Source organism: Paenibacillus sp. CH40 (assembly GCF_024213605.1).
Taxonomy (GTDB): Bacteria; Bacillota; Bacilli; order Paenibacillales; family Paenibacillaceae; genus Paenibacillus; species Paenibacillus polymyxa_B.
On record NZ_JANAVQ010000002.1, the window covers coordinates 169,351 to 191,157 of the forward strand.

At 46.4% G+C, this 21,807-nt stretch carries 23 protein-coding genes, 2 pseudogenes and 1 CRISPR repeat array; of the genes and pseudogenes, 2 read left to right on the plus strand and 23 right to left on the minus strand.

What is annotated here, in order from left to right:
* Nucleotides 1–4: 4 nt before the first annotated feature.
* The 7 genes from NLX73_RS07185 to NLX73_RS07215 all read right to left on the minus strand — a co-directional run bounded on the left by NLX73_RS07185 (nucleotide 5) and on the right by NLX73_RS07215 (nucleotide 4,086).
* The gene (locus tag NLX73_RS07185; protein WP_235308172.1) at nucleotides 5–928 is read right to left on the minus strand and encodes an NAD(P)/FAD-dependent oxidoreductase; all 924 of its coding nucleotides are present in this window, start codon (nucleotides 926–928) and stop codon (nucleotides 5–7) included.
* Between the two features lie 240 nt (nucleotides 929–1,168).
* Complete coding sequence (locus tag NLX73_RS07190) at nucleotides 1,169–1,771, minus strand: nitroreductase family protein (RefSeq protein ID WP_025722870.1); 603 nt, start codon at nucleotides 1,769–1,771, stop codon at nucleotides 1,169–1,171.
* 109 nt (nucleotides 1,772–1,880) lie between these two features.
* A complete protein-coding gene (locus tag NLX73_RS07195) occupies nucleotides 1,881–2,159 on the minus strand; it encodes a hypothetical protein (protein WP_061830317.1) in 279 nt (92 codons plus the stop codon).
* 130 nt (nucleotides 2,160–2,289) lie between these two features.
* Nucleotides 2,290–2,616 (minus strand): (2Fe-2S) ferredoxin domain-containing protein, encoded by a 327-nt coding sequence (locus NLX73_RS07200; protein ID WP_254325780.1) that lies wholly within the window; start codon nucleotides 2,614–2,616, stop codon nucleotides 2,290–2,292.
* 35 nt (nucleotides 2,617–2,651) lie between these two features.
* Nucleotides 2,652–3,152 (minus strand): metallophosphoesterase family protein, encoded by a 501-nt coding sequence (locus NLX73_RS07205; RefSeq protein WP_254325781.1) that lies wholly within the window; start codon nucleotides 3,150–3,152, stop codon nucleotides 2,652–2,654.
* 24 nt (nucleotides 3,153–3,176) lie between these two features.
* Nucleotides 3,177–3,611 (minus strand): Rrf2 family transcriptional regulator, encoded by a 435-nt coding sequence (locus NLX73_RS07210; protein WP_013310015.1) that lies wholly within the window; start codon nucleotides 3,609–3,611, stop codon nucleotides 3,177–3,179.
* A 97-nt stretch (nucleotides 3,612–3,708) separates the two neighbouring features.
* Entirely contained in the window at nucleotides 3,709–4,086 is a 378-nt protein-coding gene (locus tag NLX73_RS07215) for a DivIVA domain-containing protein (protein WP_023988297.1), read from the minus strand.
* A gap of 142 nt (nucleotides 4,087–4,228) precedes the next feature.
* On the opposite strand from NLX73_RS07215, the gene NLX73_RS07220 reads away from it, so the two are divergent.
* Complete coding sequence (locus NLX73_RS07220) at nucleotides 4,229–4,798, plus strand: TraR/DksA C4-type zinc finger protein (RefSeq protein ID WP_061830314.1); 570 nt, start codon at nucleotides 4,229–4,231, stop codon at nucleotides 4,796–4,798.
* A 93-nt stretch (nucleotides 4,799–4,891) separates the two neighbouring features.
* On the opposite strand, the gene NLX73_RS07225 is transcribed toward NLX73_RS07220, so the two are convergent.
* From NLX73_RS07225 to hrpB, 6 genes are all read right to left on the minus strand, one after another.
* Entirely contained in the window at nucleotides 4,892–5,896 is a 1,005-nt protein-coding gene (locus NLX73_RS07225) for a Gfo/Idh/MocA family protein (protein WP_061830313.1), read from the minus strand.
* 19 nt (nucleotides 5,897–5,915) lie between these two features.
* Nucleotides 5,916–6,278: a replication termination protein gene (locus NLX73_RS07230; RefSeq protein ID WP_013310011.1), complete on the minus strand. Its 363-nt coding sequence runs from the start codon at nucleotides 6,276–6,278 to the stop codon at nucleotides 5,916–5,918.
* A gap of 257 nt (nucleotides 6,279–6,535) precedes the next feature.
* Nucleotides 6,536–7,180 (minus strand): CatB-related O-acetyltransferase, encoded by a 645-nt coding sequence (locus NLX73_RS07235; protein WP_069291752.1) that lies wholly within the window; start codon nucleotides 7,178–7,180, stop codon nucleotides 6,536–6,538.
* Between the two features lie 142 nt (nucleotides 7,181–7,322).
* Nucleotides 7,323–8,495: an acyltransferase gene (locus NLX73_RS07240; protein WP_254325782.1), complete on the minus strand. Its 1,173-nt coding sequence runs from the start codon at nucleotides 8,493–8,495 to the stop codon at nucleotides 7,323–7,325.
* Between the two features lie 270 nt (nucleotides 8,496–8,765).
* A complete protein-coding gene (locus NLX73_RS07245) occupies nucleotides 8,766–9,353 on the minus strand; it encodes a general stress protein (protein WP_061830310.1) in 588 nt (195 codons plus the stop codon).
* A 118-nt stretch (nucleotides 9,354–9,471) separates the two neighbouring features.
* Nucleotides 9,472–12,000, minus strand: coding sequence for an ATP-dependent helicase HrpB (gene hrpB / locus NLX73_RS07250; protein WP_254325783.1), 2,529 nt, complete (start codon nucleotides 11,998–12,000; stop codon nucleotides 9,472–9,474).
* Between the two features lie 323 nt (nucleotides 12,001–12,323).
* Here hrpB and gluQRS point away from each other — a divergent pair, with 323 nt between their 5' ends.
* A complete protein-coding gene (gene gluQRS, locus NLX73_RS07255) occupies nucleotides 12,324–13,319 on the plus strand; it encodes a tRNA glutamyl-Q(34) synthetase GluQRS (RefSeq protein ID WP_165175568.1) in 996 nt (331 codons plus the stop codon).
* Between the two features lie 64 nt (nucleotides 13,320–13,383).
* On the opposite strand, the gene NLX73_RS07260 is transcribed toward gluQRS, so the two are convergent.
* The 10 genes and pseudogenes from NLX73_RS07260 to NLX73_RS07300 all read right to left on the minus strand — a co-directional run bounded on the left by NLX73_RS07260 (nucleotide 13,384) and on the right by NLX73_RS07300 (nucleotide 21,714).
* Nucleotides 13,384–13,758 (minus strand): DnaJ family domain-containing protein, encoded by a 375-nt coding sequence (locus NLX73_RS07260; protein ID WP_061829390.1) that lies wholly within the window; start codon nucleotides 13,756–13,758, stop codon nucleotides 13,384–13,386.
* Nucleotides 13,759–13,882: 124 nt separating this feature from the next.
* Nucleotides 13,883–14,077 (minus strand): Rha family transcriptional regulator, encoded by a 195-nt coding sequence (locus NLX73_RS07265; RefSeq protein WP_029517081.1) that lies wholly within the window; start codon nucleotides 14,075–14,077, stop codon nucleotides 13,883–13,885.
* 114 nt (nucleotides 14,078–14,191) lie between these two features.
* The gene (locus tag NLX73_RS07270; protein WP_071558834.1) at nucleotides 14,192–14,359 is read right to left on the minus strand and encodes an aspartyl-phosphate phosphatase Spo0E family protein; all 168 of its coding nucleotides are present in this window, start codon (nucleotides 14,357–14,359) and stop codon (nucleotides 14,192–14,194) included.
* A 366-nt stretch (nucleotides 14,360–14,725) separates the two neighbouring features.
* Complete coding sequence (locus tag NLX73_RS07275) at nucleotides 14,726–16,114, minus strand: helix-turn-helix domain-containing protein (RefSeq protein WP_254325784.1); 1,389 nt, start codon at nucleotides 16,112–16,114, stop codon at nucleotides 14,726–14,728.
* Between the two features lie 668 nt (nucleotides 16,115–16,782).
* Nucleotides 16,783–17,700: a CRISPR direct-repeat array (repeat unit 32 nt; unit sequence ATTTCAATCCACGCACTCACATGGAGTGCGAC).
* 180 nt (nucleotides 17,701–17,880) lie between these two features.
* A pseudogene (cas2, locus tag NLX73_RS07280) lies at nucleotides 17,881–18,170 on the minus strand (CRISPR-associated endonuclease Cas2).
* 7 nt (nucleotides 18,171–18,177) lie between these two features.
* Nucleotides 18,178–18,738: pseudogene (cas1, locus tag NLX73_RS07285) on the minus strand (CRISPR-associated endonuclease Cas1); the annotation flags it as partial.
* Nucleotides 18,666–18,899: a hypothetical protein gene (locus NLX73_RS25205; protein ID WP_483311699.1), complete on the minus strand. Its 234-nt coding sequence runs from the start codon at nucleotides 18,897–18,899 to the stop codon at nucleotides 18,666–18,668. The pseudogene cas1 and the gene NLX73_RS25205, both read right to left, overlap by 73 nt.
* 440 nt (nucleotides 18,900–19,339) lie before the next feature.
* Entirely contained in the window at nucleotides 19,340–19,480 is a 141-nt protein-coding gene (locus NLX73_RS07290; RefSeq protein WP_254325785.1) for a LamG domain-containing protein, read from the minus strand.
* Between the two features lie 118 nt (nucleotides 19,481–19,598).
* A complete protein-coding gene (locus tag NLX73_RS07295; RefSeq protein WP_254325786.1) occupies nucleotides 19,599–20,783 on the minus strand; it encodes an aminotransferase class I/II-fold pyridoxal phosphate-dependent enzyme in 1,185 nt (394 codons plus the stop codon).
* 1 nt (nucleotide 20,784) lies between these two features.
* On the minus strand, nucleotides 20,785–21,714 hold the full coding sequence (locus NLX73_RS07300; protein ID WP_254326045.1) for a D-alanine--D-alanine ligase: 930 nt from the start codon (nucleotides 21,712–21,714) through the stop codon (nucleotides 20,785–20,787).
* Between the last annotated feature and the right edge of the window lie 93 nt (nucleotides 21,715–21,807).

Genomic DNA, 21,807 nt, shown 5'->3' on the forward strand with positions numbered 1-21,807 from the left:
GCTCTCAGAGCTGCGGTACTTTTGTTTTCATACCAGTTAATACCTTGTGTATCCAAATCGCTGACATAGCTCCTTCTCCCATTGCCACAGTCGCTTGCTCGGCATGAGCTCCTAAGTCCCCGGCTACCCATACATTTTCCACATTTGTCATTTTGCTGCGAGGATGAGTTTCAATATGCTTATTGTGCAGCAGATGTACACCCAGTTGCTCTGCCAGCTCTGAATGAACATGATTGCTGCCAAAAGCTAAAAAGCCCCGCTCTGCTCGAACCACTTGTCCATCAGCCAGCCGCACTCCTTCAAAACAGCCCGGTTCTCCGGTTATAATCTCAGAAATGGCTGCTTCCTTATAGCCAATCCCTTTTTCCCGCAGCTTCACAATCAGCTCGTCCGGCACCTCTGAACGCTCATGATTGACATAAACAAGTTGATCGGTACGCGCTGACAAGATCAGAGCCATGGAAGCTCCTGCTTTACCGGCCCCCATGACGACCGTGCTGCGATCCTGAACCTCGTAACCGTCACAGTCCGGGCACACATATACACTGTTGCCCAAGCAGGCTTGTAACCCTTCCAGCTTTGGAAAACGGTCCGTTAGCCCTGTAGCTAACAACAGCGTCTTAGATGAATACACGGTTCCTGCCTCCACTTGAATGTCAAAAAGCTCTCCTCTTTGGGCGGCTTTTACCGCCTTCCCTTCAATAAACTCAGTACCTAGTTTTGTGGCTTCACTACGTCCAAGCCGTCGCAGCTCTTCACCAGAAATTCCGTCAGGAAAGCCCAAAATATTATGATACTGATGGCACAGCGTAGATCGGCCATAGCCCGAATCTATGACCAGCACCCGATGACTGCTGTATCTCCCCAATTGAATCGCTGCTTGCAATCCAGCAATTCCCCCACCAACAATAATGCAATCATAGTTCATCATTTTTCCTCCTTTGAATGCGCGTTATCCTAGACATCTGCATAAAACCGCAATAACACCAATGTAAACTTCTCATCCAATTTTAAACATAATATCACCCACTAACGGATGAATTAACCCCTGTGTCCGTACATATCAAAGCTTATATGCCTTAAAGATGGAATGACAAAAAGCACTGTGGATACCCACAGTGCTTTACCAGGTCGAGCCTGAATCGTCATTTTATCGTGAAAATTATAATTATTTAAATGTTTTTACGCGTTCTTCAACAGGCTGGAATTCTTTTTCACCTGGTTGGAATGTCGGTTTACCAAATGGCATTTCAGCAATCAGTTTCCAATGCTCAGGAATGTTCCATTCGTTTTTCACTTTTTCATCAATCAATGGGTTGTAATGCTGAAGGGATGCCCCCAGTCCTTCTTGCTCCAGAGCCGTCCATACCACCAATTGCAGCATACCATTAGATTGGTTGGACCAGATTGGGAAATTGTCCGCGTAGGCTTCAAATTGTTGTTGCAGACCAGCTACCACGTTATTGTCTTCAAAGAACAAGACTGTTCCGTATCCGCTGCGGAAACCGTTCATTTTCTCGGCAGTAGACTTGAATTGCTCCTCATTGCCTACAACCTCACGCAAAATATCTTCTGTAATATTCCACAGTTTATCATGATGCTCTCCGAGCAACACTACAGCACGTGAAGTTTGGGAGTTGAAAGAGGTAGGTGTGTACTTAACAGCTTCCTCTACAATCTCTTGAATCCGTTGGTCAGAAATAACCTGTTCTTTGCTAATACCATAATAGGAGCGTCTGTCTTTCAGAGCTGTGAAGAAGTCTTTAGCCATTTTTTTGTTACCTCCTGAGAAAAATTAATTACTTTTCGTAACTTAATATACATTACATATATCTTAAAGTCAAGAGATTTCTTTTTAAATATTACCAGTTAGTTGATGATTATACGCCACCATTGTATTTTTTCTCACTGGAAGAGGTGTGCTTGGTTGCATCCTTGTCTCTCTCCTCCTGTCTTTCCATCTTCAAATCCTCTACAGGAATGGCGTCTACCGTCTGCTCGATCTCAAAACGGTCGAACAAGCTTTCCTGCTCTGTCGGATACTGCTCTGCATGATCTCGATTGATCGACTGTTTCTGATGTTTAGACTCCGTTGTTCCTTTCCCCGTCTGTCCTTTCTGCTGATTCTGATCGTGCAGGTTATCTTCAAATGGGGCCATTTTACTTCCCTCCCTATCGGATTGGTGTCCACAGTATACTTTTACCTTTCACATCGGGGATTAAACGCAAAAAAGAGAAAATCTCTGCAAAGATTTTCTCTACTCATGTACTTATAGATGGTTGAATGGATTATTCCGAGCTGGATTGACCTGTACACTCATGAAAAAGATGAGGTTCCAGCTTCTCTCCCGTTACGAGCTTCTGCACCAGTTGAGTCCCCGAGTCGGGGGTCATTTGACCATACCAGTCCCCTTGAGGATATACGATCACAACCGCAGCATCATGACAACGCCCATTACAGCGAGTTCTGGTCGTGTGAATATATGCTTCTGCATTTTGTTTACGAATTTCATCCCGAATTGCCTGTGTAACTTCTTCACCCTCATTTCGCATACATGTGCCTCCATTGCAGATCAACACATGATGCTTCATTGGTTCTAATTCAAAAATAGCCATAGCTTCCCCTTTTATCAACAGTTGTTGGTTTTAAATCAATGTTTATCTGGATAAAGAACAAGCTGTGCTTCCATCTGATCAGCTTCAATCGTCAGCACGATAAATGAATATTCGTCTTCGCCGCGTTTGTCCGTCGGAGACCCCGGATTAAGGACAAGCTGACCGTCAATCGTTTTGACCACCGGAATATGCGAATGTCCATAAATCAGGCAATCCAGCGTTTCTCCCTTAAACGTATTCAATGCGATATTTTCTGTCGAGCCTCGCCAGCCGTGACCGTGTACCATACCGATCCGCTTGCCTTCAACTTCAACGATTCGTTGATAGCCTAAACGCTCCACAATGTCCATTCCATCATTGTTTCCGGCAATGCCTTGCACAGGCGCAAATTCAGCTAGACGTTCATATACGAACCAATCTGTCCAATCTCCGGCATGGAGAATGAGGTCACTGCCTTTTAACTCCTGTACAAGCCGACTAGGTAACGTTTTGCTTCTATGCGGCATATGAGTGTCTGAAAGTACGATGATTTTCATATCAATTTCTCCTTACCAGCGTCTTTACACAGATGAACTTTGTTGCCCCACGCGCTGCTGAAGTGCCTGCTCCAGATCTCGCAGCGTAACGGTCTCGAAAAACGCCTGTATTTTCTGCTCTGCCACGGTATATAAACCATCCAACAATGCGTCTATGTTCCTGCCTACCTCACAATTATGATTGCTATCGGTATGGATGGCGAACAACGGACCTTCATCCTTGGTCGCCTCATAGATCATTTTCAGATTGATGTTTGAACTGGACATGCTTAGACGAAAGCCGCGTGCTCCAGGCGACGAATCCACCAAACCCGCTTGCTTGAGTCGGCTCATAATCCTTCTCACAACTACCGGGTTTGTATTGATGCTGGAAGCAATAAGTGACGATGTCATTCGCTCCGGTGCCCCTTCAGCCAGAAGAAGCAGACAATGGATACTAACGGAAAAATGGGTACTCATGTTAACCACCTTTATGTGTGTGCCTCATTAAATGTTTGGTAAAATGCATGTTTCCATCATACCACAATAGAGGCACTAACACAGTGCTTACTGCACCTTACTCCGGAAAATAGTCATTTTCAGGACGTACTCGCACTTTTAATTGGCGTACACTATATTCCAACTGCTTAACGATATCCTCCAGTTGACGACGGTCAAGTCCATTAAGGTCGGCGGCAGGCTTAGGTGCATTTTTCAAATCACGTATGGTTGCCTGCTGCTCCTGCCACTTGTCCATCAGGTCGGCTATATTCGCATAAAAGCGTTCGTAATCCTTGATCACTTCATCCAGAAAGGCATCCACCTCGTCCGGATCATAGCCGCGCATTTTATTCTTAAACTGTTTCTCATGAATGGAGAGCGCGTCCAGCTGAATGCCCAGTTGCTTAAACAACTGCTTTTGCTTATCCAGACGACGCTTCATATGTTCATCCATCGGTTATTCCCTCCTTAACACACTATTCTTTTTATATCACATTCTAGGCTGGGAATAAAAGTCTCTGCTGATTGCCCAGCCCTATGAACGGGTATAAAAGAGCATACGTGTCACTTATCCAGACCACGAAGGGGAGATGATCATGAACCACTTGAACGATTCGCAGCTTGCAGAGCTGAAACATATGTTGTTGGAGCAGAAAAAGGATTTAGAAAAGCATTTTGAACAAAACGGTCAGGAAAACGCTCCATTGGGAGAAACACTGACAGATTCTACAGGTGAGCTCTCGTCCTATGACAACCACCCCGCTGATATAGGGACAGAAACCTTTGAACGGTCCCGTGATCTGGCGATTAATGATTCGCTGCAAGACGAGCTGGAGCAGGTCAATGCAGCCCTTCAACGGATGAAGGATGGAACGTACGGGATATGTGTGGAGAGCGGGGAAGAAATTCCTTTTGAACGGTTGCAAGCCATTCCATATACAGCCTATACCGTCGAGCACACGCCAACTCGAGAATTATCGAATGACCGCCCGGTAGAGGAACAGGTCATGACTCCGCCACCCAAGGGTGCAGGTGAGGTTCGCCAACGAAATGCAGGACGATTTGACGATGCGGGCGCATGGGATGCCGTAGAAAAATACGGTACATCGAACTCGCCTGCAACTGCCGCCAAGCGTGATGTCACCGACTATGATGAAAATATGTAATGCTATACGCTTATGTATTCGTTCATCTAAAAAAGCAGCTTGTCCTTTGGACAGGCTGCTTTTTTATGCCTTACGGGAATACGGTGATCCCGTTTATCCAATTTCTATCCGTTTCCGACTGCGAGCTGACTCAATACAAGCGTCGATCACCTTCATATTGCTCACCGCATCTTCTGGCTCATACGGCAACGGGACACCGTCAAGCACCGCTTTAGCAAAAGCATCCGCTTGCAGTTCAAAGGAATTAAAACCTTTCAGACGTTCCTCACGCGTAACCGAACCGACGTGGACGAAAATTTGCGGTACCACAGACGTTCTTTCCCAACCGAACATTTTGGGCATCGCAATCGTACCCTTGCTACCGAGAATTTCCATGTTGGAACGGTTGGCTGCCCACATGCCACAATCGAAAGTAAGGTTGACTCCACCCGGAAATTCCAGCAAGCCGGAAGCCATCATATCGACGTTGTCATGCTCCGGGGAAAATAAGGCATGTACCGTCACTGCCTCCGGCTCCCGGTCCAAATACATACGAGCGGCTGATATCGGATAGACGCCCACATCATATAGCGAGCCGCCGCCCATGTTTTTATTAAAGCGCACATTATCTGCCTGATCGGTATTGTTAAACGTAAACGTACAATGGATGCCGCGAATGTCACCAATTTCCCCACTATTGATAATTTCCTTAATTCTTCGATGTTTGGGATGATAGCGATACATAAAAGCCTCTGCAAAGATCACTCCTGCACGTTGACATGCTTCAATCATGCGGCTTGTCCCAGCCGAGCTAAGAGAAGATGGTTTTTCACACAAAACGTGCTTCCCAGCCTCCGCTGCCCGAATGGTCCACTCTTCATGCAGATGGTTTGGCAACGGAATGTACACCGCTCCGATTTCGGGATCAGCCAACAGTTCATCATAGCTTCCATAACTTTTTGGAATATCGAACTCCCGGGCGGCCTCAGCGGCTTTATCTGCATTACGACTAGCAATCCCAAGCACTTCTCCGCGTTCAGATTGCTGAATCGCAGGAATTACAGCGATTTGGGCGATCTCCGCAGTGCCTAAAATTCCCCATTTCAGCTTTCTACCCATCATTCTCATCCTTTCGTGGTTAGGAATAGTTGTCTTGTTCCGCTTTATGCAGCATACCTAAGCAACGGTCCAAATCAGCTTTGACCTGCTTCTTGTACAATCGTGCTTTCTCCTCCCCATCATCTGTAAAGTGATAGAGTACAATCTCCTGAAAATCCACGCGCGGGTCTGTTCCTTTCAATCGCTTGGTACGGTAAAAAACGCCTTCCTGTACCAGCTCATGCAGCGCCCGGTAAACCTCGCTCTGAGGCGGAACATATCCAAAGCCACTAAACTCATCCTTCATCGATTCGAGCATCTGATATCCATAACCGCGATGCCTCTCCACCATTGTGATCAGATAAATTTTGATAAAAGCCCGCTGGGATATCATAAACGCCATTTCACAGCCTCCTCCACACCTTATTCGTGCACCTTATCTTCCATTATAAACCACTCTGCGTCCATACACTATTTCCTCTGATGAGATAAGAGTTTATGAGAACTCTCCATCCCTTGTGACCTGTTTTAAGATGGTGAGAGATATAGAATGAGGCGATATAGAGTAGTGTGCGAAGCGCTGAGAAATGATTTTATTGTTCTTTCTATTATGAATTTTTCATATGTTGAAATAATGTAACTAAAGCTAAAAAAATAGAGTTACGATTGCGAAGACTGGATTAATTGTTTTAAGGCCTCCGTATCGTTACTTGTCAAAACAGGAATATATTCTGTTATTTTTTGGATGTCCCAGTCCCACCATTTCAGTGTTTGGAGCATAGCTATAGTTTCCTCATCAAACCGATAACGAATTAACTTCGCGGGATTTCCTCCTACAATGGAATATGGCAGAACATCTTTAGTCACCACGGCATTTGACGCAATGATCGCGCCATCACCAATTTGAACTCCGGGCATAATGCTAGCATTGTAGCCAATCCAAACATCATTTCCAACCACAGTGTCCCCTTTGTAGCCCCCACTTAAATTGGGTACACCAACTTCCCAATCTCCACCAAACGCTCCAAAAGGAAAAGTGGTAAACGCATTTGTATTATGATTAGCGCCATTCATAATAAATTTGGCTTTGGCTGCAATCGCGCAAAACTTACCAATCTTTAATTTGTCCCCTATAAAATCAAAATGATAAAGGACATTTTTCTCAAAATCCAAAGGGTTATCATCATCGTCATAATAGGTATAATCCCCGATTTCGATATATGGATTAACCACTACATTGTTCAAAAAACACAGACTTCTAATATTTTTCATCGGAAAAACGCTTCTTATATCTGGACCACTCATTTAGCGACCCTCCCCATATGGATGTGAACATCCAGTCTATCAGTATGTATACTATTAAACAAATGTAGATAGAAAAGTATCCCTTGGCCCTATTTCTTGGCTTTGGGATACTCTTGTGAACATATGTGATTGGGTTATCAAATCAGGCTTGCTTTTGTAAGGCTGGCGGACCTCCAGTCGGGCGAGGACGAACCCGAAGCCCCACGATCCATTTGCCCAGAGGCAAACGTGCCAGCAGCCATGTTCCGACAACGGAAAAGATCATACAGAGAACGAATGAAGCCAGCGTACGAAGAACGTGACTCCAGTCTGCAAACAACGTCTCGTCAAAATAATAGGTCATACGTAGCATAAAGGCATGCATGAGATACGCTCCATAGGACAACGTTCCGATGGCCGTCAGCATACTCGCCACACGTCCCCCCTTATGAGCAATCCACGTGGCTACCCGATAAGCTACAAAAATAGACGCAACGCAATATACAGCCATGACTGGACGCAGCAGAGACAAATAGTTAAAGGAAAGAACTGTACCTCGCGGCGTCTGGAACTGACCGATCATCTCATACAGTAAGTAGCCTGTAATCACGATAAACAACGGCCAGTATATCATCTGTGCTTTGGTTACCCAAGCATTCCAACGCTTGACGTTCATCCCGGCTGCCGCTCCTAGCACAAAATAAAAGAAAAAGTAGATCACATTCCGGTCAGCGTACTGGGTAAACCAAGAGGTAATGAGCGGAAGCTGGAGCTTATCCATCACTTGGTATACGGGTCCAACGGCGAACATGAGCAAAATATATAGCACGCCGAATCCAGCCAATGCAGCGGGTCGCCATTTTGACGGCAGTAGCGCAGACAAACGGCGAACGGCATAACGAAACACCGGAAATAACACATAACATTGAATAATCATAACGATGTACCATAGATGATAGCTGCTTTTCCCGTTCAACAACTTCTGGAAAAAATCCAGCGGGTGAATATATCCACCACTTTGGGCAAGCTGATTTCCCAATTCGTATAAAAGAGACCATATGATATAAGGAACGATGATGTCCATGAATCTTTTACGTAAAAACGTTCCGTACTTTAAGGCTCCATCATAATTGTAAAATAGCACCATTCCAGTGATAAATACAAACACAGGAACTGCAAATTTGGAACACAGCAGTAAAAGTGTCATCAATACCCCGTCCTGGATGCGCGCCCCCTGCGCAACCGCATAGTGTGCGACGGAATGCTGAAGAACAACGGCCGCAAAAGCCAGCCCTCTCAGCAAAGCGACTTCGGAAATTCTCTCTTTTTGACTCATGTCACTCTCCTGTTACATCTAGCAATTTATAAATCCAGGATTTTTGCAAAATCCTCAATCTATTATAACGACAATTCTGTAAAAATATATAGAAGGTTAAACGTGCCAACGGCATGCAAAGCATCATTTATCTCAGGTTTATCAATGAGTAAAAATATGTAAAAGCAGCAGTCCTCCCTCTCAGGGAGACTGCTGCTGTAAAAACAACCTATATGCAAAGGAAATAGGAAAGCCTACTGTACATCACTTTCTTAACTAGCCGTAAAGTGTTTACAGGTTCCTTCTAGTATCTGTGTACACATCTGTACGCGGCGTGTCCGCCACCGTATCATCATACGTTCTGTAACGATCCGCATTCAGCGAACGGTTGGTGCGGAAAATATCATAAACATCCCTGTGATGGTCAGCGGAATCCACCAGCACTAAAATCTTGCCCTGATCGACGTATGTCTCGTATTGACGTGCATCATCCTCTGGAATGCCCAGCCCGACCAGTCCACCGACCAAGCCACCTGCTCCCGCTCCGACAGCTGCTCCGGTAAGAGTAGCCGCGATAGGTCCAGCGGCAAGGATAGGTCCGATACCCGGAATAGCCAAGGCCCCGATGCCTGCCAGCAAGCCAGCGACACCGCCTACAACTCCACCTGTAGCCGCACCTGTCGCTACACCCTCCGGTGCCTTCGTGCCTGTCTCTTCGCTAATCGCCCTTAGATCGTCACGGTCACGTGTGATCACAGAAATCTCACTGCTTGGAATTCCTTTGCTCTGCAATTGTCCAATCGCACGAGACGCTTCCTGTTCTGTATCAAAAACACCGACAATTTTCTTTTCGTTATAATCGTTTAAGTTATTAGCCATGATAGTTACCTCCCAAATATTTTAGTGTTGAGTGGTTCGTTTTTCATTACCCCACTATAATGACGTTTAAACGTTTTACAAAAATTCAAAAAGTCGATTAGCATAAAATAGCTTCTATTTAACGCTTTGGCTTTGCTCTGTTGGTCGCCATAGCTTCCAGTGGATCATCCGGCCAATAATGCTTGGGATATCTGCCCTTTAGATCCTTTTTGACCTCAAAATAAGCCTCGCTCCAGAAGCTGGACAAGTCGGAAGTCACTTGGACAGGTCGCTGGGCAGGTGACAGTAAATGCAATACAATTGGCACACGTCCGCGTCCAATACGAGGCGTATCCCCCATACCGAACAACTCTTGTAGTCGTACGGCCAGCGCTGGTGCCTCAGGATTTGAATAATCGACAGGAATGCGGGAACCGCTGGGTACGCGGATATGCGTCGGCGCTTCCTGATCAAGCTGCTGCCGCTGTTCCCAATCCAGCCTGCCAAGCAGCAATGCAGCACTGTCAAGCCGTTGCAGATCGGATACATTTTTGGCTCCTATAGCAAAAGGTAGCAGCCACGCTTCCAGAGAATCCAACAATGCCGATTCCGTGCAATCCGGCCAGTCCTCAGGGGCCGAGAAGTGCATAAAAATCAAACGCGCCTGCAACTGGAGGGTTTGCCGATTCCATGACAGCAGCTTTAGACCTCGTTCACGGACACCCTGCATCAAGGCAGCAGCTACTTCCTCTGCCGGAGGTCGCTCATAGGACGTTTCCTTTAAGACAAGTGAGCCCAGCCGCAGTACTTTGCGGGCTCTCACTGCTGAGGCGTAGCTATCCCAGTATACGTTAGCTTGTTCCAACAGCATTTCACTGCAATGTTCGACCAGCTCTTGCAGTTCAATTGGTGCCGCCAACTGAATAGCACCGTCTGCTCCCTCGTCGTCCACTTCAGCGGCGACGAGATAGGACGAACGCGACATCCACTCCACTTGTCGGAGTCGCGCCCCCCGACCGCCGCTAAGCAAAAAGCGACCATCCCCCCGGCCCTGCGCGATCCGATCCGGATACGCAAAGGCCAACAGCAACCCGCAAGCCGCGGAGCCGTCAGGCTCGTCCTGCGCTGCGGCTGCTGTCGGCAGCTTGGCTAGCAGCTGCCGGCTCTCCTGCACGATACGGCGAATCACCGTATCGTCTGCTGCCCGCAGCAGGCTGTGCGTACTGCGGGCATGGGCCGCCTCGCGCAGGGCATCCAGTCGCGGGCGTAAATCCGTTCCGCCATGAGCGCGGAACGGGTCACGCTCTTGCAGCAGCGCAGCCAGACGGCTGGCAGTTGGTGCCAGGCCGAGGGCCGCAGCACGCAACAGCATGTGCCCAAGGCGCGGGTGCGTGCCCAGGGCGGACACCTCGCGCCCATGCGCGGTAATGCCGCCTGTAGTGCCATCGGCTGCTTCACCCAGGCAGCCGAGCTGGTGCAGCAGACCTGTGGCCTGGCGGTACGCCGCCTCAGGCGGGGCATCCAGCCAGGCCAGCTCGGCGGGCTCGCGCACGCCCCAGACCGCCAACTCCAGCGCGAGCGGGGCCAGATCCGCCGCGGCGATTTCCGGCCGGCTGGCATCGGGGAGCGCGGCTTGCTCCTGCGCGCTCCACAGCCGGTAGCATACGCCCGGCTGGAGGCGGCCCGCCCGTCCGCGCCGCTGATCGGCGGAGGCCTTGGACACCTTGACCGTGGTCAAACGGCTCATGCCGGTTCGCGCGGAAAATACAGACTCCCGCGATAGTCCGCTGTCGATCACCACCGTGATTCCGGCGATGGTCAAGCTAGACTCGGCAATTGAGGTGGCCAATACCACTTTTCGACTGCCCGAAGCCGACGGGCGTATTGCTTCATCCTGCTGCTCCAGCTTCATGCTCCCATACAGCGGAATGACCTTGACATGTGCTGGTAAATGCTTTGAAGCCAATTCTCGTTCCGTTCTGTGAATTTCTCTAGCCCCTGGTAAAAACACCAGCAGATCACCTTCATGAGCATGGAGTACCTTTTCTACCGTCTCAGCCGTAAAGGACTCTAATGAAGTTGACGAAGGTTTGGACATATGAAAGGTTTCTACCGGAAATACAGTGCCTGGACATTCCAGCAATGGCGCATCCCCTAATAATCTACATACAGGCTCTGCCTCCAGGGTGGCAGACATGATCAATATCTTCAAATCCGGTCGCAACAGTGCCTGACTTTGCAGGGCAAGTGCCAATCCCAAATCTGCATGCAGGCTGCGTTCATGAAACTCATCAAAAATAATCAGGCCTACTCCCTCCAACGCCTGATCATGTTGTAGCATCCGGGTCAGTACGCCCTCCGTAACCACTTCAATCCGTGTGTTTGGCCCTACTTTTGTATCCATACGAACCCGGTAACCCACGGTCTTCCCGGTGGGCTCTCCGAGCGCTTTTGCCATTTGCGCTGCTGCTGCACGCGCTGCCAAACGCCTCGGCTCCAGCATAATCATCTTTTGCCCTGCCAGCCACGGCTCATGCAGTAGCTCCAGAGGTGTTACCGTCGTTTTCCCCGCTCCCGGCTGTGCAATCAGTACCGCCGCCGAATGGGATTGCAGTGTATGTTTAAGCTCGGGGATCACTTGCATAATAGGCAGTTGTTTATCTGTCAATGAAATCTCTCCAATGATACGCTTGATGCGTAGAATCTAAGTTTTAATTCCTTTATTATTGTGAATTTTTCATTACCTGTAATTATCGATCACTAAATAGAAAAGATTAAGCTACCCCTCTGGTACTTCTCTTCGGTCTGTCGTGCATAATTCTTCTAAATCTATTATACAGATATTTAAATTTCCCGTCTGGCCATCGCAGCTATGTAAGTTTTCGGTGTTAGCTCCTATACCTGTCGGGATGCACTCGCGGCAAGATCGTTTTATAATATAGTTGATATGGATTGCTGAAGGACGGAACATAGAATCGAGGTCACTTTCGTATGGAATTACAGGCCCAACCCATCAGAGGGCGATTTGCTCCAACACCATCGGGATGGATACACTTAGGAAACGCTCGTACTGCCTTATTATCCTGGCTGCACGTTCGTTCCCTGGGCGGAACCTATATTTTGCGCATGGAAGATATTGATATGACGCGAGCTCGCAGCCAGTTGGCGCAAGGGATTATGGAAGACTTGCGCTGGATCGGGCTGAATTGGGACGAAGGACCCGACGTAGGCGGTCCCTACGGTTCCTACACTCAAAGCCAACGGCTGGAACGCTACCAGTCTGCATTGGAGAAACTACAGAGGCAAGATTTACTGTATCCTTGTTTTTGCAGTCGGGCCGACATTCTGGCCGCCGCCCATGCTCCACATGGACTGTCTGGTGAAGGGCCTGCGTATTCGGGGGCATGTCGTAACCTTAGCTTTCAAGATGTCGTAGCCAAAGCACAATATAAACTCCCTTCACTTCGCTTTAAAGTACCGCAATATCCAGATGCCGTTATTTCGTTTCATGATCAGGTAGCAGGTCATGTGGCCTTTGGTGCGGCTGAGGGGGGCGATTTTATCGTCAAACGAGCCGACGGCATGTTTTCCTATCAGCTGGCTGTCGTTATCGATGATGCGGATATGCATATGACCGACGTACTACGCGGGTATGATCTTCTCGATTCGACTCCCCGTCAGCTATTGCTGTACCAAGCTTTGGGGTTGCAGCCGCCACGTTTTGCACACGTTCCCCTTGTCCTAGGCCCTGATGGGCGAAGGCTGGCCAAACGACATGGTGGCGTAGCACTCCGAGCTATGCGCCGACAAGGGGTTACACCGGAAGCAGTCATTGGCTGGCTCGCCTATTTTTCCGGGCTACTGGATTCACCTGAGCCTGTGAAGGCTGAGGATTTAATCGATGACTTTCATTTGGACAAACTGCCCAAAGAACCTGTCATCCTGACGAAACAATGCCTCACGAGATTATCTGCACTGCAACGGTAATGAGGTAAAGCACAGAAATCAAAGTGTACGGGCAAGGGCATTCCGCCCTTTGCTCCTCTCGCTTCTATTCCTCCAGTCGCTTACGCATAGCGGACTCATATTCATAAAATACAGACGACGTATTCAGCCCTCTTTCCTCCAGCAGCATACGGAGACGTAGTGATTTTTCAGTCAGCCTGCGACTGATCCGCTCTCGCTCTCCTGCCTCATGACAAGCGTGAAGCAAATCACGTAGCTGGACACATTCCTTTTGTAATTGAAGCTCTTCCGGTAAAATGCCTGCATTCTTCAACAGCTTGTACGACATCCGCAGCTCCTCTGGAACATGTGACAAATCCTCGATGACCAGTGGCTTGCCCTCTCCCGGCAAATGATCAAATTCACCTTTGGCCATCGCCTCGGCAATCTTCTGCTCTGCCATTCTGGAGAACATCCCCATCGCCCCTTTCCACTCCTTGTATTAAACATCCTATGTACAATCTATATTAAAGAACCCTGGAGTCCTTTGCCACTGTAGCTTACATATCATTAGGATGTCCTGTATCCATAAAGGAGAAAGAGGGTTATTCTTCGATCCCAAGCAATTGAGATACTTGTACTCGATATTTTTTGGCCTTACGTGTTCCATGAATGAGATTAGACAAGCGGCTAGCAGGAATATGATAGGTATCACAAAATGTTCTCTGATCCATTTGCCTCTCGACTAGCTTTTCTTTGATTTTCCAACCAAAAGGGGTTACAGGATTTCGTTTGTTCAACAACGTTACCACCTCTTCATAGTATAATTTAGGATTTAGGATTTAGGATTATGATTGGGGTTTGGAGATTGGATTTCACGCTCTTCCTTTAGCAACATGTCATGAACTCATTTGTTAAGATTTCATTTTGTATATTTGGTATTGATTCAATAGTTCATCCAGTTTCATGGATTGTTCAATCACTTTGGGATGCGTTAAAAATCCATATTTCTTCTGGACTTGGTACAGTCTTTTTCTGGCCCGTTCGACACGAAGTAAAGTCACACCTGGATTCATCAGCATGATTCCCCCTTCTGTGTCGTATCCTAATACAAAACGTAAACTTTTGGATTTTTTGAAAATTTGCTCGACAAAAAAAGTGCTTCTGCAGCATTCCAGAGGCACTTTTTGGAGTTTTATGTTTATTTAAAAAAATGCAACAGACTCCTACAAGCTGAACTTAAAATTCAACTATTGTTTCACTACGCAGTCGGATGTTGCTTCCCATCATCACCGCCCCCGTATTTCCTAAAAAAAGTCAGAGGAGGGTCAAAATTCGTGGCAAAAGCGACCGCTTTACTTGCACAGCAACATTCTACCTTCTTCGTTTTCCATATATATTTTATTTTATTCAACTTGGAATCAACACTGAGAAATGATTAATAACTATTAATAATAAAATAATCTTTCTTTTCGCCCTTCTCTAACTAAACTTTCATACTTCGTACACATCCTAAAGTCTGCAAATTGTTTGAACTGCTCAAATAATCTTATACAGCTAATGAAAAAGGCTTCTTTGTTAATGACTAATGATTTAGATAAAACGTCTAGTAAGTATTTAAATCCATATGAGTAATTACCTTTATTTAAGTAGTATTTAGCCAGTTCATATTTAAAACGCGTTGATTGTTCTGGAACCACTTGATGAGTGTACATATCAGCAGATGGTTGCTGTTGGGTGATCGAATCTATCTCCGTTTCGAACTGCTTAAGTATTTCATCCACATCAACTTGAAATCGGTTAGCCGCCATCATAATATTCAATAATTGAGTAACCATTTCTTTAGTGGTAATTGATGATACACTAATATACTCAACATAATCAGGAAGCACACTTATATCTCCGGACAATAGTTTATTTACATACGTATTACCTTCTGACCAATGTTTGTACAAGTTGACCCAGTGTTGAGTGTTCTCATCCGTCTCTATGACCCAATCCAAGTTTGCGTAGGCGTATGTATATTGTAGGGCTTGTTGATAATCACCTTGAGCTTCACAGACACTGGCGCACAGTAAATCAGCATAAGTAATGTATGCGAATAACGGACACTTTGTTTTCTTGCCAGAACCCTCTCGCTTCTTCTGCTGATGCTTCAACGAATATTGGATTTCCGCTTTATCTCTCATTTTTCGAGCTGTCGCATCAAGCCGATCCCATAAGCGTAAAGAACGATACACATTCGCTAAATCTTTTAGGGCATCAAGTTGATCTATTTCATCCAGTCGTTCCATGAAGGGTTCAAATAGCGTTGCTGCCTTGAGATTTCGGCTTTGATCATCTCCAACTTGAATCGTGAATATACGATATTGGCAGGTGGCCAAACGTTCAGAATGCTGATATTTCTCCACTTCTGCGACATTCTCATAGAGAGGCAGCGCAGCAGCATGTCGTCCCTGTTCAAATAATGCTTCTGCAACATCAAATAGCCTAGTCGCATACAGCGGATTATCCATGATATGTCCAACCATTCGACGGATTGCATCCAGCTTGTCCAGCTCCGCACAACGATACAATAATGGCTCGATTCGCCTAAAATTCGGGGAAAGGTCAATGATGTAATTTTCTATGTATAGATCGTAAAAATAGCCTTCTGGCAAATCCATAGCCACAGTGATTCGGTCTAGCTGCTGTACGGAAACAGGACGATGCTGAGTAATCCAATTACTAAGCGTTCTTTGATGAACCCCTGAATATTCGGCAAATTGACTCAATGTCATATCATTTTGTTTTAGATAATTTTCAAACTCCGCTGAAATCGTAGGTGTATGCTTCAAGTCATAACCACCCTTCACATAAAAATTCCATTATTTTAAAAATCACCCTCTATTCTTCTCCATAATTAACCATCTGTCAATATATTATGCAACTAATGTTTATAACGAAAATTCAGCATAACTTACACATATTGAGACATATTGGACAAGCGACATCCTGAAATCATTGGATGGTTCCAAATAAAAGGTTTCACAATGTTGACATGACGGATTCATTTCCCTAATGTGCATTCTCACCAGTAAATGATATAGAGGTCCCATGCAAAAACTCTGTTGGACCTTTTAATTACATGAAAAATCCCCTGATGTTGATGCAATCAAGGGATACATAGGTCATTTCTCTCGCTTTGATAATGCGAAGTTGATTATTTCTCCAATCACAATTCCTGTCAAAATTGCATAGATTCCCATAGCGCTCATCTGATATCCCAAAGCGTAAAATAACCCTATACCTATTGCGTAGCCCAACAAAATCACTGCATAGCTTTTAGAAACTTACTCATGGAAATTCTCATTAGCAACTCCCACCTTAATTTATACTTCAACCATTGTAAATGTTAAGTAATTGTTGCATAAAAGTAAGGGGAAATTTGTCGAATGAGAAATCCGTTAAGAAGAAATTTGCACCTATTCACTGCTGGGCAGGCCACGAAACAAGCCTTCTTTTTCATACCATCCACGCACTCACATGGAGTGCGACTTTGTGCAAACACCACTAAAGGACAGATCGCAATAGGATTTCAATTCCACGCACTCATATGGAGTGCGACCAATTTTGAGGTGTACCCCTCAGTCATTTGGCGCAAATTTCAATCCACGCACTCACATGGAGTGCGACGTAAATATGTAATCAAAGGTGCAAAAGGACCCGTGTTATTTCAATCCACGCACTCACATGGAGTGCGACGAATATTTACCTCAGGACGTGCTGGTTGTCCTTCAATTTCAATCCACGCACTCACATGGAGTGCGACGTATCCGCTAAACGGATACGACAACGGAGGTATCTACATTTCAATCCACGCACTCACATGGAGTGCGACTTTTAAAATTGTGCCTTCTGATGTTTTTGGTGAGATTTCAATCCACGCACTCACATGGAGTGCGACCATCACTTTTTTCCGATTGATACGAGTCGTACGCAAATTTCAATCCACGCACTCACATGGAGTGCGACGCGGAATGAAAGGTAATTCTACCCATGGTGAATTAAAATTTCAATCCACGCACTCACATGGAGTGCGACTATACGGAACAAATGCTGATGGCGATAGCGTCAAAATTTCAATCCACGCACTCACATGGAGTGCGACATTTTCTTTTCAGACATTAGAATATTCAACTTATTTTATTTCAATCCACGCACTCACATGGAGTGCGACTTGACGATGGGTGCGTGACGAACTGGGTTCTAAAAATTTCAATCCACGCACTCACATGGAGTGCGACTACCGGGACGACTATTACAACCGAGATACTGAGAAAAAATTTCAATCCACGCACTCACATGGAGTGCGACGGAATTCGGAGGCGATCCATCGGAAGTCCTTACCATTTCAATCCACGCACTCACATGGAGTGCGACAGCGAAAATGCAGTAATTGATACCCTTATGATATCAATTCTACACATTGTCGCAAAAACTGATGTCAAATAAGCTTGGATCAACTATTGACTTTTACGGTTAAATAGCAATTTTAATACTTTTCGACAAATTTCGAGGTGCGAAGGACCCGGGGTTTTTATGTGAGCTTCACATTCGCACCTTATAAAATCAGTGGGCTTTCCATATCGTAAGCTTCCTTAGCCCCTATTGCTCTACTTTCTTTTTATAGCTATCTCCAAAGTTGTAGAAACGCAGGCTGTCTTCTTTTTTGTCTATCAATTCTTCTAATTCATATTTTAAACGGCGGAACTGGGTCGAATCCAAAATGCACTCAAACACGGAATTTTACACCCTTTGTCCGTGGTCTACGCACCTTTTCACAACCTTTTCCAGTCTTTTTCTGCCTTCTCTATCTAATGTACTTACATCATACGTAATTAGTATTAACAAGATCAACCTACTTCCACAAAAATGGAGGGTACTCGTCCAGATCTCCACGAATATATCTAGCTAAGAGCAAAGCCTGTCAATAGGACACAAGCCCCCAAGACATTTTCTCATTCAAATAAGGATGAATCATTTTTTCCTGTTTCCGTTCTTGCCATGCCTTCAATACGATTTTCCTCGTATCATCGTCCATCATAGCAGCCTCGTTTTCTTTTTTGTAAAATCCTTTGCCATGAATCATTTTTTGTTAATAATGTAAGAACAAAACGGTCGGGATATACTCCTCTAAGCTCTTCCATCACATCCAGTGCCAAGGAGGCTCGCCCTGGACGATCTTCTATGCAGAAAACCTACATAAGCATAGACCGACAGCTTCTAGTGCGGATTTCATATCGTTGGACAACAGTGTATAGGCAAAAGATAATAGGGCATTCACGTTATCTAACGGCGGGCGCTTATGGCGTCCATGGAAATAAAAATCATCTTTTTGCTGCAAGATCAGATCATCCCACACGGAATTGTACTGAACTGCCGCCGTCCCCTCCAAACCGCGTAAAATCTCCAGCTCCTCACTTCACGGACCTCTTCATGATTTCGGATAAAGAGGCGCTCTCCACTCGTACGACCAAGTGGCGGCTGCTCCGTCATGATCCACGCACTCATATAGAGTGCGACTGCGGGATGCCCTGCCAGTGCTGGCGTGTCATTTGATATTTCAATCCACGCACTCATATAGAGTGCGACTTAATTTCATCATGATGTCACCCCTTGATGTTGGATATTTCAATCCACGCACTCATATAGAGTGCGACTGGGTATATTTTACCATTATTCTATCAACTCAGGAGGATTTCAATCCACGCACTCATATAGAGTGCGACAGTACGGACATCGAGTTACGAACCTGGAGGGAGAATTTCAATCCACGCACTCATATAGAGTGCGACAGCGAAAATGGGTCAAATGCCCCCTATTTAAGTAACATTCTAGCGTTATTTTGGCAAAAACGCATCTAATATTACCTCATCCTCTTGCGATCGTTTAAAATTTGTTCACATTCGATATAATTCGACAAAATCTGAGGTGCGAAACTCTCGGAGAATTCATGTGAGCTTCACATTCGCACCTGGACAGACTCGCTTTTTGGCTTAGCAACAAATTCCTGCCTGGACTTATTTCACCTCTGCCAGTTCTGCCACCTGTGAAGGAGGAAGCGCACAATCGAATATATTTAATTCATCGATAGCGCATTTAAAAGCAAGGTTCCACCAGTTAACTCCAAAGCTGAACGTTCTGGCTTTGGGTAAATACATCCGGAAATATCCACTATATTGATCAGAAAAATACCTTTATGTCTTCGAAAATCATAAAGGTATTTGTAAAATATTTTATGAAAACATTCGGCAAAAGTTGAGTTATTAACCCTGTTCATCATACCGGCTGCATTACCTGCATAAACCTTCCCATCCGTTCCAGCGCCTTCTCCAAATCGACGAGCGAGGCTGCATATGAGCAGCGAATAAAGCCCTCTCCGCCTGATCCGAATACATGTCCCGGTACGACCGCCACCTTCGCTTCCTTCAGCATACGAAGTGCAAACTGCTCAGATGACATGCCAGTAGAAGTAATTGAAGGGAAGGCATAGAAAGCCCCCTCAGGCTCATGACAAGCAAGCCCGATTGCATTCAAACCGGCCACAAACAGCTTGCGACGTTCATTGTAGCTCGCTATCATCTCATCCTTGGCAGCCAAGCCATGGCGCAATGATTCCAGCGCGGCAATCTGTGCAATGGTGGGCGCACACATGGCTGTGTACTGGTGGATTTTCAGCATGCCGGCAATCAGCTCATGCGGACCACACGCATAGCCTACCCGCCAGCCTGTCATCGCAAATGCTTTGGAAAAACCACTGATGACAATCGTACGCTCCTTCATGCCCGGCAAAGAGGCGATACTGACATGCTTTCTCCCGTAAGTCAGTTCGGCATACACTTCATCCGAAATGACGACCAGATTATGTTTGATAATGAGCTCTGTAATCGGCAGCCAATCCTGCTCCGTCATAACTGTTCCAGTCGGATTACAGGGATAATTGATCATTAAAACCTTTGAATGAGGTGTAATTGCCGCTTGCAGCGCTTGCGGGGTCAGCTTGAATTGCTCCTCTGCCGTAGCCGCCACCTCTACAATTTTACCGCCATGCAGATGGGTAATGGGTTCATAGGCAATATAGCTTGGTGCTGGAATCAGCACCTCGTCACCCGGATCGATCACTGTTCGCAGCGCCAGGTCGACGGCTTCACTGCTCCCCACCGTCACAATCATTTCCTGCTCAGGGTCATAGGAAAGCGCGAAACTGCCGGAAAAATAAGCAGAGATCTCCTCCCGCAGCTCCATCAAGCCGGCATTCGAAGTATATTTCGTCTGTCCTTCACGCAATGCCTGAATGCAAGCTTCACGTACCTTTTCCGGTGTAACGAAATCAGGCTCTCCGACCCCAAGGGCGATTGTACCTCCGCCTGCTGCATTCAGATCAAAAAAAGCGCGAATTCCCGATGGGCGAATATCCCGTACGCGCGAGGATACAAACCGCCCTGTCCCCTTTTCACTAAACATATTACGCCATCCCCCATTCCTGTTTCCGCTCATGGAGCGAGCTGGAAATAATATGGTCCAGAAGCTGTGTAAAGGTTATACCCGCAGCTGCCGCACTCTTCGGAAGCAGGCTGTTGGCGGTCATTCCCGGTAATGTGTTCACTTCCAGCACGTAAGGTCTATCCTGACACAAAATCATATCGATCCTTGCATAGACCTTGCATTGCAGCAGCCGGTAGCTGGCCAGTGCCGCCTCGCGCACACGCTGCTCAATAACGGTTGGAAGCTCGACCACCTTCTCCTCAGCGCCGCCGACCTCGTATTTTGCTTTGTAGTCGAACCACTTCGAACGAGCGGAGCTAATACCAATAATCGGTAATACCTCGCCATCTACGATGGAGCAGGTAATCTCCGTCCCTTCATAATAGGGCTCAATCAAGATCGCTTGATCCAAGCTGCAAGCCTCCTGAACAGCCGGCAGCAGTTCCTTCTCATTTTGTACAAGCTGGATGCCGATGCTGGATCCCCCCATATTCGGCTTCACAATAACCGGGTAGCCCAAATGCTCCACCACCTGCGGATCATAATCGTCCATCCCCTGCCAGTAAAGGCCTGAAGGCGTATGCACACCCGCTGCCTTCAACAGCATCTTGGACAACTGCTTATTCATGCATAAGCTGCTTGCCAGGACACCGCTGCCTGTGTAGGGAATGCCCAGTGTCTCCAGCGCTCCCTGCACCGTGCCGTCCTCGCCATACTGACCATGCAGTGCCAACAGCGCGATATCAATGCCTGCCTGCTGGACCTGCGCGATTAAATCCGCTCGCTGCTCGATCACCATTGGAACCACTTCATAACGGCTGCGATCCAAATGATTGATCATCTCTTGACCTGTCTGCAGAGAAATCTCACGCTCAGAGGAAATACCGCCCATAATAACGCCAATTTTCATCATGACACCTCATTTTTCTTCAAAATCTTTATGTGGCTACGGATGTTCATCCGATCGCTATTGCTTCTTCGAAACAATATTCCTTCTCTATAG